The 12,490-nt window shown below is 70.4% G+C and carries 12 protein-coding genes; 8 read left to right on the top strand and 4 right to left on the bottom strand.

What is annotated here, in order from left to right; all coding sequences use genetic code 11:
• Window positions 1-93: 93 nt before the first annotated feature.
• From HAV39_RS04765 to HAV39_RS04755, 3 genes are all read left to right on the top strand, one after another.
• Window positions 94-624: a hypothetical protein gene (locus tag HAV39_RS04765; protein ID WP_191837906.1), complete on the top strand. Its 531-nt coding sequence runs from the start codon at window positions 94-96 to the stop codon at window positions 622-624.
• 653 nt (window positions 625-1,277) lie between these two features.
• A complete protein-coding gene (locus HAV39_RS04760; RefSeq protein WP_191837905.1) occupies window positions 1,278-2,219 on the top strand; it encodes a terpene synthase family protein in 942 nt (313 codons plus the stop codon).
• A 7-nt stretch (window positions 2,220-2,226) separates the two neighbouring features.
• Complete coding sequence (locus HAV39_RS04755) at window positions 2,227-3,600, top strand: cytochrome P450 (RefSeq protein ID WP_191837904.1); 1,374 nt, start codon at window positions 2,227-2,229, stop codon at window positions 3,598-3,600.
• Between the two features lie 11 nt (window positions 3,601-3,611).
• Here HAV39_RS04755 and HAV39_RS04750 read toward each other — a convergent pair whose 3' ends face one another.
• Window positions 3,612-5,114 carry a prenyltransferase/squalene oxidase repeat-containing protein gene (locus HAV39_RS04750; RefSeq protein WP_191837903.1) on the bottom strand — a complete coding sequence of 501 codons (1,503 nt, stop codon included), beginning with the start codon at window positions 5,112-5,114 and terminating at the stop codon, window positions 3,612-3,614.
• 179 nt (window positions 5,115-5,293) lie between these two features.
• On the opposite strand from HAV39_RS04750, the gene HAV39_RS04745 reads away from it, so the two are divergent.
• The 5 genes from HAV39_RS04745 (at window position 5,294) to HAV39_RS04725 (ending at window position 10,214) form a co-directional block, all read left to right on the top strand.
• Window positions 5,294-6,349, top strand: coding sequence for a polyprenyl synthetase family protein (locus HAV39_RS04745; RefSeq protein WP_191837902.1), 1,056 nt, complete (start codon window positions 5,294-5,296; stop codon window positions 6,347-6,349).
• A gap of 157 nt (window positions 6,350-6,506) precedes the next feature.
• Window positions 6,507-8,810 (top strand): sensor histidine kinase, encoded by a 2,304-nt coding sequence (locus HAV39_RS04740; protein WP_239120948.1) that lies wholly within the window; start codon window positions 6,507-6,509, stop codon window positions 8,808-8,810.
• Entirely contained in the window at window positions 8,807-9,229 is a 423-nt protein-coding gene (locus tag HAV39_RS04735) for a roadblock/LC7 domain-containing protein (RefSeq protein ID WP_191837901.1), read from the top strand. Before HAV39_RS04740 ends, HAV39_RS04735 begins: the two co-directional genes overlap by 4 nt.
• A 3-nt stretch (window positions 9,230-9,232) precedes the next feature.
• Window positions 9,233-9,622, top strand: a complete 390-nt coding sequence (locus HAV39_RS04730) for a DUF742 domain-containing protein (RefSeq protein WP_191837900.1) — start codon at window positions 9,233-9,235, stop codon at window positions 9,620-9,622.
• Window positions 9,603-10,214, top strand: a complete 612-nt coding sequence (locus tag HAV39_RS04725) for a GTP-binding protein (protein WP_191837899.1) — start codon at window positions 9,603-9,605, stop codon at window positions 10,212-10,214. Before HAV39_RS04730 ends, HAV39_RS04725 begins: the two co-directional genes overlap by 20 nt.
• A 70-nt stretch (window positions 10,215-10,284) precedes the next feature.
• Here the strand turns inward: HAV39_RS04725 and HAV39_RS04720 are convergent, their stop codons facing one another.
• The 3 genes from HAV39_RS04720 to HAV39_RS04710 all read right to left on the bottom strand — a co-directional run bounded on the left by HAV39_RS04720 (window position 10,285) and on the right by HAV39_RS04710 (window position 12,363).
• Complete coding sequence (locus tag HAV39_RS04720) at window positions 10,285-10,506, bottom strand: hypothetical protein (RefSeq protein WP_191837898.1); 222 nt, start codon at window positions 10,504-10,506, stop codon at window positions 10,285-10,287.
• A gap of 313 nt (window positions 10,507-10,819) precedes the next feature.
• Window positions 10,820-11,848: a TolB family protein gene (locus HAV39_RS04715; RefSeq protein ID WP_191837897.1), complete on the bottom strand. Its 1,029-nt coding sequence runs from the start codon at window positions 11,846-11,848 to the stop codon at window positions 10,820-10,822.
• On the bottom strand, window positions 11,845-12,363 hold the full coding sequence (locus HAV39_RS04710; protein WP_191837896.1) for a SigE family RNA polymerase sigma factor: 519 nt from the start codon (window positions 12,361-12,363) through the stop codon (window positions 11,845-11,847). Before HAV39_RS04710 ends, HAV39_RS04715 begins: the two co-directional genes overlap by 4 nt.
• Window positions 12,364-12,490: the final 127 nt, after the last annotated feature.

Genomic DNA, 12,490 nt, shown 5'->3' with positions numbered 1-12,490 from the left:
ATTCTGGCGACCGGACAACGGCCAGAGGGCGGGAGGCAAGGCCGAGCGCCGCTCCTCAGTTCGACAGTTGCATGTGTCCGTGAGACTTGGCCGATGACGGGCATATGGAGCCTCATCGGGCCGGCAATCGGCGCCCTGGCCACCATTGTGGGCGTACTCACGGGGAGCCGCATCGGCAACCGCTCACAGGAGCGGAACTGGGCGAGAGGGGCATGCCGCGACGCGTGCGGTGACGTCCTCGCCAGCTACGCCAAGATTCACGATGAGTTCAGCTTCTGGGCGCGGCACTCGAAGGTCCCAGAGATTGACTGGCCGAGCTGGAACCGGGCCATGAACATGCTTCGTCTGGTGGGTACGCCGAAGCTGGTACAGGCAGGTGACGCGGTAGACGCCGAGTTCTGGTTCATCGAGGCAGAACTTGAGGCTGGCAAGCTCGGCGTCGATAACTGGCTTCGGATGCAGGCGGGGCTCGAAGCCAAGCATCTCGCTTTCATCAACACCGCACGGCGCCATCTCTTGCCCGGCAGCATCGATCTGGCCACCTCGATCGGCCGGCCAGGGCCAGAGAGTCCGATCTGGGGCAAGCCTGAGCAGCACACGACGTCCAAGCCCGGAGACGAATAGTGCCTGCGTGATGCTCTGACGGTGTGGTGGAGACCGCGCAGCAGTCTCCACGGAGTACGGAGCTTCGGGATCTCCTCGGTCGGGCAGGCCTGCCCCTGCCCGCTGACGCCACCACTCGCGCCGACGCTGTCGCCCTGGTCGCCAAGCACGCAACCGGCGGTCTGAGGTTCCACGATCTCCGGCACTCTCAAGCCACTTGGCTGATCCCCAGCGGCGTGCCGGTGAACGAAAGCAGGCCTCGACAACGCTCAACCGGCACACGCATCACTCGGGCGAGCATGACGGCCGCGTCCGCGGTGCCTTCGCTGACTTCGGACCACGATGACGACCCGGAAGACGGCGAAAGCCCTTCCGAAGAAGGGCTCTGACCTGCTGTAGCTGATGGTGGACCATACCCGCAGAATCCGAACCGGATTCCAGCCATCATGACTGGCGTCTTCGACGCCGTTGTCGATGTGGCCCGGGCCGACGCCGGGCGATCGCCGACGCCGTCGGCGTGGACGCCCTGGTGCCACAGCGCACTGACGCCTGAATCCGTCGACTGCGGCGCGGTGTCCGGAGTGGTCGGTCGCGGCGTATGCTCGACAGCCTCACCGCGACGCGGCCCAAAGATCAGGCGCCACCTACACACCCATAGGCGATGATCTCACCATATGATCGCCAGGACACCGGTCAGTCGTCATTGGCGGGGAGAAGCACAGTTGAAGCCGCTTACGGCCGAGTGGGGAGCGGTTGCCGCGGGGTCGGCGCTCGCGCGGCTGCGGTTCGCCGCGTTGCGGCACTGGCCGGCGGCACAGCGACCAGACCGCGGGATGTGTGCCCGTATCGCCGGCGTGGTCGCGGCCAGCGCGCCTGGTGCGCCTGTCGACAGGCTGGTCCTTCCTGTGCGCTATGCGCTGTGGTCCGTGCTGCTCGACGATCGCCTCGACGCGCGGGAGGCATCACCGGCCGACCTGGCCACACTCGCCCAGCAGGTGAGCGCCGCGTCGCAGGCCCGGTCGGACGAGCTGAGCGGCGAGTTCGTAGGCGAGCTGGCATCCACCGCGGCAGCGCTGCATCATCTGCGCCAGACCGTGGTCGCGCGCCGGTTTTCTGCCGCGGTCGACGAGGCGGTCGCCGCGGGCATCGAACATGCCGCCCTGGGGCGTGCGGTGGCCGAGGGGGCCGAGCCCGCACCCGATCTCGACGACTACCTGCGTGTCGCGGCGGCCACGGTGAACTACCGCAGCTTCGCGTTCGTCGCCATGGCGGCGGTGCTCGACGATGCCTTGTCCGGCGAGGCCCTGGACCGCTTGGAGGCCCCCTTGCGGTATGCCGCCGGCGCCGTGCGGCTGGCCAACGACCTGCGGAGTGTGGGGCGGGACCGGGCGGAGGTGTCGCTCAACGCGCTGATGCTGCGCTCCCCGGCCGGGAAACCCGTGACGCGGCGGCTGATCCAGGCACGGATCCGCGCCTACGTCGCGGCGCACGACACGCTGCTGGCGGGGCTATCGGCCCCTGATCGGGGGCGTACCGGCCTGGTGTTTGCGGCGGGCACGCTGAAGCGGCTGTTGCGGCTGTCGATCGGCATGTACCGGGTCACCGATCTGAGATGAGGAACGTATGACGTCTGCCGAGGTGTACGAGGAGTCGGCCGGGACCGCACCGCCGGGCGTGGCGCAGGTGTCCCTGCGACGCACGCTGGTGCCGCTGGCACGTGACCCGCTCGGTGGTTTCGAGCGGATCGGCCGAGCGGCCGACGGTCGGCTTGCTCGGCTCAACCTCGGCTTGACGAGGCCCTATCTGGTGACGCATCCGGATCATGTGCAGCACGTGCTGCGCCGCCCGGACCTCTACCGGCGCGAGGGCATGATGTGGAAGCCGCTGCAGCGGCTCGAAGGCGACGGCATCGCCGGCGAGGGCCCGTCCTGGCAGGTCAGCCGACATATTCTGCAGCCGATGTTCACCGCGAGGAATCTCGGCGGGCTGTTCGGGACGATGGCCGACGCCGTCACCGAGTCGCTGTCGGTGTTACAGGAGCGTGCGGCCCGCGGGCGCGAGGTGGACCTGGTCGACGAGATGACTGCCATCGCACACCGGGTGCTGATCCGGGTCCTGTTCAGCGATCGGATCACCTTCGCCGAGGCGGAGCGGCTCGGGCAGGCGATCACCGCCGCGTTCACGTCGCTGGGTTCGCGGATGCTCATGCCGTTCGTGCCCGATGCGGTGCCGATGCCGGGCGATCGGCCCTTCGCCCGGGCGGTGCGGACGGTAGACGAGTTGATCTATCCCCGGATCAGGGCCTGCCGGGCCGAGGGCAGCCGCGGCGACGATCTGGTCGCCGTGCTGGCCCGCACGGTCGGCGAGGACGGGCAGTTGCTGGACGACAAGCGGGTGCGGGACGACGTCGTGTCGATGTTCGTCGCGGGCACCGAGACCACGGGGTTGGCACTGACCTGGTTGTGGCTGCTGCTGCAGGAGCACCCCGAGGTGCGCGAGCAGGTCGTGGCCGAGGTCGCCGACGTGGTCGGTGACGGGCCCGCCGCGCCGCAGCACCTGCCGGGCCTCGTGTTCACCCGGATGGTGCTGCAGGAGGCGCTGCGGCTGTACCCGGTCGGCTGGGTCGTGCCACGGACTCTGGCGCAACCTGACGAGCTCGCCGGCACGCGGCTGAGTGCGGGGACGACCGTCCTGCTGAGCCCGTACCTGACGCACCGGGTCCCGCAGTTCTGGGACGAGCCGGAGGCGTTCCGGCCGCAGCGGTTCTCGCCGGATCGCGAGCAGCGGCGGCACCGGTTCGCGTACTTCCCGTTCGGTGCCGGGGTGCACCAGTGTCTGGGCAGTCATTTCTTCACGGTCGAGGCGCAGCTGATCGTGGCCGGGATGCTCAGCCGGTTCCGGCCGCGGGTGGCGGGCGAGGTGTCGTTGCGACCGCGGGCGACGGCCAGCCTGCGGCCTCGGCAGCGGGCCCGGATGGTGCTGGACCCGGCGGCCTGAGCCGGGCGGGCTCACGCGCCGGTGATGTGTTCGCCGATGTGCAGGGCGGCCAGTTGTGCGGCGTGGACGACGGCGACGGGGGTGTAGAGGTCTTTGGCGTGCCAGAGCGGGGGGTGGTGGCCCGGGGCGGCGCCGGTGAGGTAGGCGCAGGCTCGTTTGACCGCCAGCTGCACGGTGCCGTCGGGCCGGGCGTGCAGGAGGGTGTGCACGGCGTACGCGGTCTCCTCCACGGTGCCGGTCCAGCGTCCCCAGGAGCCGTCCTCGCGTTGGGTGTCGAGCACCCACGCCGTGGCGCGCTCGAGGGCCCGGTGGGTGGTCGGTGCGGCGTGCAGTGCCAGCGCGAGTGCGGTGCAGGCCGTGGCGTAGTAGCGGGAGGCGTGCCACTTGTCCTCCCAGCTGCCGTCCGGCTGCTGCTGGTGGATCAGCCAGTCGGCGGCATCGGTGGCCGGGCCGGCGAAGCGGGCGCCGTCGGCGGGGCGCTCGCGTAGGTAGAGGGCGAGGGTTTCCAGGACGTGGGCGTTGGTACTGACCGACGGGTTCCGTTCGTCGAGGAAGCAGGCGAAGTGGTCGCCGGTGTGGTAGCGCAGCAGCGCGTCGGGGGCGTGGATCCGGCCGTGGCGCAGCAGCGCGGCGAGGACCGCCGCGGTGTCGTCGGCGTCGGCGGGCAGGCCGGGCGCGGCGGGTGCGCCGGTGGGGTCGAGTCCGGCTTCGAGGCGGTCCAGCACCGTCGCCGGGACGGTTGCCTGCAGCCCGGCGGCGGCGAAGGTGTTGAGGATCCAGGCCGGCTCGAAGTAGCTGATCGGGGTGACGCCGGGGACCGGTCCCCCGCCTCGGGCCTGCAGCCGGTGCAGGAAGTCGACAGCGGTCGGGTCGCCGTCCGGGCCGCCCACCCAGGCCGCGGTGGCGGCGGCGGAGGCTGCGACGGCGCCGCCGACCGGCTGCACGCCGGGTGCCTGCGGGGTCATGTGCAGGACTTCCAGGCAGGCCCAGGCCCGCTGGGACAGGGTGCCCCGCCTCGATCGTTCCCGCAGGGCAGTGAGGATGCCGTGGTCGAACCCGTCGGGCAGGGGCAGCGGAGGGCTGAGGTCGGGGGCGTCGGCGAGCAGCGCGTTGATCTCGTCGGTGAGGGCAGGGACGATGATCTCGACGCCGATGGTGTCGGCGACGGTGAGGTGATTGGCGGGATGCAGCCAGCGCCGCAGCGCGTCGAGTCCTGCGGCCGTGGCGGCGGCGACGCGGGTTGGCGGCGCGATGGTGGTCTGGGTCCGCTGGTGGGTCATGAGTGCGGCCGTGGCGGCCAGCGTCGGCACGAGCCGGTAGCCGTCGGGCTGTCCCCAGCCTCCGTCGTGGCCCTGGGTGTCGCAGAGGTAGTCGACGCGGGCGTGGTGTCCGGCCAGCCATGGCGCCTGGGTGATGAGTCTTGCAGTGTCGTACAGGGACACTGCGACGCTGCCCCATTCATCGGCTGCGACTTCGGCGAGCAGGCGGTTGGCACGGTTGAGCAGGCTGGTCATCGCGACTCCCGGGTGGTGCGGCCACGGGGGGCCGGTGACCTGATTGGACCTACTGTAATGATCTATCTACGGTCGGTAGTATGCAAGACATTTGGCGACGGATGAGTGAAGGATCCCGTGTTTTCCTTCACTCACTTGCACGCTCTTGCAGTGGGTTCCGCAAAACGGAGAGGGACCAGATGACCGTTTCCCCCGCCATCGCCGCGATCACGCTCGACCCCCATAGCCGACAGCGGGTGCACGACCATCTGCGGACCGCCGCCGCCTCCGACGTCGCATGGCTGGACGAGGCCGTCGCCGGCCTGCTGTCGCGACCCGCCAAACAGCTGCGCCCTGCGCTGGTCCATGCCGCAGCGGCGTGCGGCGACGCGCCCGCCGGCGACGACGTCGCGCGATGTGCCGCCGCCGTGGAACTACTGCATCTGAGCTCACTGGTGCACGACGACATCATGGACGGGTCCCCGACCCGTGGCGGCCTGGCGGCGGTGCACGCCACGTACGGCGCGGCCGCCGCGCTGCTGGTGGGCGACCACCTGGCCGCGGCGGGTGGCCGCCTGGCCGCGGAGGTGTCTCTGGATGCGGCGGCGCAGTGGCAGAAGGCCTACCGGGCCATGTGCGGCGGGCAAGCCAGGGAACTGGTCGGCACGCATCGACTCGGCACCGCACGCGACTACCGGACCGTCATCGCCGGCAAGACGGCGGCCCTGTTCGCCGCCGCCGGGCACGTGGGCGCCCGCGCCGCGGGCCTGCCGCCGGCCACGGCCGCGGCGCTGGGCAGGTACGGCCATCATTTCGGCATGCTGCTGCAGATCCTCGACGACCTGATGGACCTGCTGTCCACCGACCTGTTGTGGGGCAAGCCCGTCGGCCAGGACTTGCGCAACGGCGTGTACACCCTCGCGGTCATACACGCCGCGGCCAGCCACGGACCCGAGCTGGCGCGGCCGCTGTCCCCGGACGCGGACGCGGCCGCGCTGGCCGCCGTCGCCAAGGCCGCGCGCACCGTCGGCACCGGCCCGGTGATCGCCGCCGCCGCACATGAGGCACGCCAGGCACGGCTGGCGCTGCGCGTGCTCCCGGAATCCGCGGCGCGCCAGCGCCTGTCGGAGGTTCCCCACCAGTACCTGATCTCGGTGCTCAGCGAGCGCCCCGCGCCGGAGCACGCCCACCACGTGCGACCGCATCTAACGCGTATTAACGAAACCGAGGTGAAAGTGTCTTATGTCATAGCTTGAGCGGTCCGTCCTCGGCTGATAACTTACTGACCCTACCGCCGATCCATTGTGGATGGCGGCCTGGCGCGCCCGGACGCTTGCGGCCGTCCGGAAGGTCAGCAAGGGTCAGGGGGCCAGCATCATGAAATCCCGCAGCTCCCACGTGCGAACTAAGGTCGTGGCGCTTCTGGTGTCCATGACCGCGCTGTGGGTGTTCGCCGCCGTCGTCACGCTCCGCGAAGGTCTCAACCTACTTTTCGTCAGCACGTTGGACACCAATGTCGGGCGTCCCACCGAAGCTCTCATCGGAGCCCTGCAGCACGAACGCAAGCTGTCAGTGTCGGCGCTCGGCGCAGGCGACACCGCCGCCAACCGCCAGGAACTCACCGAAAGCCGCACCCGCACCGACACCGCGCTGACCGGCTGGCGGAGCCTGACCGGTGACGTCGACACCGCCGCCAGCCAGCAGCTGCTGAACAACATCGGCCTGGCCGCCGCCGACCTGGACCGGCTCACCGCCCTGCGGACCGACGTCGACTCCGCGAAGATCAGCCGGCCGGAGGTGCTGGCCAACTACACCTCGATGATCGACAGCGGGTTCCGGATCTACGCCTCCGTCTCCGCCTTCGACGACCAGGAGATCGCCAAGGAGTCCCGGGCGCTGATCACGCTCACCCGCGGCCGGGAGCTCCTGGCCCAGGAGGACGCCCTGCTCGCCGGCGCGCTGAGCGCCGAATCCCTCAGCGGCACCGACGTCGTCGAGCTGACCAAACTGGTCGGCGCACAGCGCTTCCTGTACAGCAGCACCGCCGCCGAGTTGCCACCGGACTCCCTCGCCCTGTACGAGCAGGCGGTCGCCGGGCCGGCCGTGGCAAACCTGCGCCGTCTCGAGGACCAGTTGCTGGCCAACGCCCGGGCCGGCGAGAAGCCCCCTATCACCGCCGACACGTGGGCCTCCGCCAGCGCTCCGGCGATCCAGGCACTGCGCGAGATGGAACTGGCCGCGGCCGACAAGACCCTGCAACGCGTCACCCCGGCGGCGATCGGCGTCATCGTGCGCCTGATCCTCGCCGGCGGCCTCGGGCTGATCGCGGTCATCACCGCCGTCATCATCTCCGTCACCACCGCCCGGGCACTGGTCGCCCAGCTGGAGAAACTACGCGAAGCCGCCCGTGACCTGGCCGACAACCGCCTGCCGCGCGTCGTGCAGCGGCTCAGCACCGGGGAGCAGGTCGACGTCGCCGCCGAGGCACCCCCGCTGAGCTTCGGCAACGATGAGATCGGGCAGGTCGGGCAGGCGTTCAACGCCGTCCAGCAGACGGCCATCGAAGCCGCGGTCCAGCAGGCCGACCTGCGCCGCGGTGTACGCGACGTGTTCCTCAACCTAGCCCGGCGCACCCAGAACCTGGTCCACAAGCAGCTCGGCCTGCTCGACACCATGGAGCGGCGCGAGAGCGACCCCGAGGAGATGGACGACCTGTTCCGTCTCGACCACCTCGCCACCCGGATGCGCCGCAACGCCGAGAATCTCATCGTGCTGTCCGGTGCCACCGCCGGGCGGACATGGCGGCTGCCCGTGCCGCTGATCGACGTCGTCCGCGGCGCCCTCGCCGAGGTCGAGGACTACACCCGGGTCAGCCTGCTGCCCGTGGACGCCGGTGCGCTGGCCGGGCGGGCAGTCGGTGACGTCATCCATCTGCTCGCCGAGCTCATCGAGAACGCGGTGTCGTTCTCCCCGCCGTACACGACGGTCAACGTCGGCGGACAGGCGGTGGCGAACGGTTTCGTCGTCGAGGTCGAAGACCGTGGGCTGGGCATGACCGATGACGATCTGGCCGTCGCGAACCAGCAGCTGGCCGAGCCTCCGGACTTCAGCCTCGCCGACCCGTCGCGGCTCGGTCACTACGTCGTCGCCAAGCTGGCACAGCGCCACGGAATCAAGGTCCACCTGCGCCACTCGCCATACGGCGGCACCGTGGCCATCGTCCTGATCCCCGCCTCGCTCGTCGTCGAGGCGCCCGATGAAGAACTCGCAGCCACCGGCGCGCCGGCGCGCCGTAGCGTGCCACACCCCCGGGCTATCGCCGACCAGCTGGACCTGGGAGCACTGCCGCAACCTGCCACCGCCGCAGTGACTGGCTCGGCGCACCCCGTGATGCCCCGCAGAAGAACCGATACCAGTCCATCGACCGCCCCGGCGATGCACGCCCCGACCGGCCTGCCCGCACGGGTGCGCCAGGCCAGCATCGCGCCCCAGCTGCGTGACGCGCTGCCCGAACCCGACGGCGAACCGACCGAAGAAATCCGCACCCGCGACCCCGAACAGGTGAGAGCCGCGATGAGCTCGTTCCAGCTCGGCACTCGGCTCGGCCGCAGCGACGCCGCCACGACCGACGAGTACACCGGACGGCACGACGCCCAGCGAAACGACCAGCAGTCACCGGCGGCCATCCCGGCAGCGCCCAGGAAGGACGAGCAGTGACTCAGCACAGCAGCACCACCCGCGACCTCGCTTGGTTGTTGGACGACATGGTCGATCGCGTCGCCCACGTCCAGCGCGGCATCGTCCTGTCGGCCGACGGCCTGCTCATGGCGGCATCCCGTGGCTTCGACCGCGAGGACGCCGAGCACATCGCCGCCGCAGCCGCGGGCTTCCAGAGCCTGGCCCGCGGCGTGGGCCGCCAGATCGACGCCGGAACGGTCCGGCAGACCATCGTCGAACTGGACCAGGCGTACCTGTTCGTCATCGCCGCCGGCAAAGGCGCCTGCCTGGCGGTACAGGCCGAGACCGAGGCCGACGTCGGACTGGTCGCCTACGAGATGGCCATGCTCGTCACGCGCGTCGGCCAGTTCCTCACCAGCCCTGCCCGGACCGTCGCCGCAGCCGCCGCCGAGCAGTAGCCGATGCCGTTTCCTGAACCGACAGACGACGACACCTGGGTCGATGAGGAGGCCGGGCCGGTCGTGCGGCCCTACGCGCTGACCTCGGGACGCACCCGGCCCGCGAAAGGCACCTTCGACCTCGTGTCGCTCGTGGCGGCGACGCAGCCGATCACCGCCTTGAGCCCCGGCCGCAGCCCCGAACAGCTCGCGATCGTCAGGATGAGCCAGCAGCGGCTGTCCGTCGCCGAGATCGCCGCGCACCTCGACTTGTCGATCAACATAGTCCGGGTGCTGCTCGGCGACCTGCTGCAGGCCGAACTGATCACCGTGCACCATGCCCAGCCCATCGACGACCTGCCCTACAACGACGCGATATACGAGGCGATGCTGGATGGATTACGAGCTCTCTGACAACCGACCCACCGCCAGGGTGCCCCTCGCGGTCAAGATCCTCATCGCGGGCGGGTTCGGTGTCGGCAAGACCACCCTGGTCGGCGCGGTCAGCGAGATCACCCCGCTGCGGACCGAGGAGTACCTCACCAACGAAGGCCTCAGCATCGACGACCTCGACGGCGTCGAGCTGAAGAACACCACCACGGTCGCGATGGACTTCGGCCGCATCACGATCAATGACGACCTGGTGTTCTACCTGTTCGGCGCCCCGGGGCAGGACCGGTTCTGGTTCGTGTGGGACGACCTCGCCCTCGGCGCGCTCGGCGCGGTCGTGCTGGCCGACACCCGTCGGCTGGCCGACTGCTTCCCGTCGGTCGACTACTTCGAGCGCCGAGGCACCCCCTTCATCGTGGCCGTGAACTGCTTCGACGATGCCACGAAGCAGTACCAGCCCGACGAGGTCAAACAAGCCCTCGACCTCGATCCGCACGTGCCGGTGGTGCTCTGCGACGCCCGGTCCCGGCAGTCCGGCAAGCAGGTCCTGATCGCCCTCGTCGAACACGCCCGCGCGGTGCGCGGCGCGACACGCCTGGCCGGCGTTCACCCGTGAACGCCGTTCGGCGGTACGCCGGCTCGCGCCGCGGCCGCATCCTGCCGATCTGCCCATAGGTCCAACCGGGTCAGCGGCGCGATCGGCGCCCGCCGTCCCACCGGCGCTCGGCGGCCAGGCCCATGATCTGCCCGGGAGTCATGACCATCACCTCGTCGGCTGCGGCGCCTTCGCGGATCCGCACGAGCGGCAGCCCGAGAACGACGTCGACGTCGTCGACGACCGCGAGCACCGGCGCGCCCAGGTCGACCGTCACCTCGTCGCCGACGACGACCCGCTCTCCACTGACCACGATCCAGCCAGTCGCCGGTTCGCCGGCTTCGGCTCTCGCAGCTTCCGGATCCGGTGAGTCCACCACGGCACAGCCCCCTTTCCCGAGGGCGCGATGGCAGCATTCCGGCCGGCGACCGCGTGACGGCCGTCCCGTGCTTCACCCCTTCGGAAGTCAAGGATAGTGACAATCATTTTCACTACCAGTGCAGTTTCCCCTACCGTAGGTGACAAGTCCAGGTTGTCATGATGAGCGCAGACTCTTTCACCCTCAGGTCCAGGCAGGCACGGCCGCCGACGCCGGCGAAGGACCGGCGTCGGCGGCGTCGTACGGGTCAGGCCGGTGGGCCCACAGTGATCACATCCCGTACACCGGAGGGATTGATCCGGACCGTGGACAGCACCGCTCCGTCGGGACTCAACGTAAGCAGCTCGCCGTCGGCGGTGGCCAGGAGCCGGTCGCCGGTCGCCCAGACAGCGTCGTACGGGAACGGGCGCGCCTGGCCCGTGGCGAGTTCCACGATCTGCCACCGGCCCACCAGGACATCCACGTCGGCGATGACATACCGCCCGTCCGGCGACCAGGAGAACGGACCCGACGGCATCGCCGTGACCGCGAGCGAACGGGTCGGCGCCCCCGTGGCGGCATCGAACAACTGCAAGCGGCTCACCAGCTCCGCGGCCTCGCCGCCGGACCGGTCGGCGACCGCCATGACGATCTCGCGCCCGTCCCGGGTCCAGCTGAACGAGCACCGGCTGCAGCCGTACGCGCTGTGGTCGATCCAGCGTTTGGTCACCGCGCCCGTCCGGGCGTCGATGACGGCGAAGCCGATGCGGAACGGTTCCTTCTGCGATATCCGGCCCACGAGCCGCTCGCCCGTGGGCGACCACTGGTAGGCGCCGCCGAGGTCGGTGGGGTCGACGGCGACCGGCTGCGAGCCGTTCACGTCGGTGATCCGCAGCCCGCCGCCGGGCTCCTCGATCAGGACCCGGCCACCGGCCGGTGCGGGCAGGATCGAACCGGTCATGGCCACGAGCTTCCCGGTGGAGCGGTCGAGGACGCGACTTCCGTTGCCGACGATGACCCAACCGCCGGCCAGGCCGGTGTCCGATGGCGGACCGGTCTCGGTCACCCCCGCCGGCGACCCGGGCTGGGGCTCGTCCGCAGCCGGCGACAGAACCAGCCACGGTAGCGCGAGCACTGCGCACACCAGCAGCGCACCGCCACCGGCGGCGAGCCGCCGCCGCTGGCGCAAGCGCCGGCCACGCGCCATCGCGACCCCGGCCAGGCCCGCAGGCGGCCCCGTCATCTCCTCGGTCATCTCCTCGATCGTGTCGGAGAAGACCTGTCCGAAGCGTGTCATCGTCGCCCTTCCACGAGATCGGGAGCCAGGTCCAGCGCGGGCACCAGCTCGCGCAGTTTGGTCAGGGCGCGGTTGGCCTGGCTGGCCACCGTCCCGCGGCGGCACGACAGGACCTGCGCGGTCTCCTCGACGCTGAGGTCCTCGAAGTACCGCAGGATCAGCACCGCGCGCTGGCGGGGCGGCAGCGACAGCAGCGCCTCACGCATCATCAGGCGCAACGTGGTGGTCGACTCCATGTGCTCCTCGGCGGCGTGTTCGGGCAGCCAGGACATGGCGACCTCCGGTCGGCGGCGCCGGTGCCGCCAGCCCGACACGAAGTCGTTGTAGATCATCTTGTGGAGATAGGGTTCGGGCTCCTCGATTCGCCGCCAGCGTGCGAACGCCTTCGCCAGCGCCGCCTGGACCAGATCCTCGGCGGCGTGCCGGTCCCCGGTCAGGGCGTATGCCGTCTTCAGCAGGGCGTGAGCGCGGTCGGCGACGAATGCCGTGAAGTCGGCCCCCTCGGAATCTTGCACTGTGCACCTCCTTTCGCCCTCCTCACGACGGGGACGCCCGAAAGTTTGCACGTCCGCGACCACCTTCTGCGGGCACCCCGCCTCCTTCCGGGCCGGCACCGTTCGCTTCCTCGAACGGGCCGCCGGG

It is taken from the genome of Catellatospora chokoriensis (assembly GCF_011297315.1).
In the GTDB taxonomy this organism is placed as follows: Bacteria; Actinomycetota; Actinomycetes; order Mycobacteriales; family Micromonosporaceae; genus Catellatospora; species Catellatospora citrea.
This window is presented reverse-complemented; position numbering and strand designations above follow the sequence as displayed.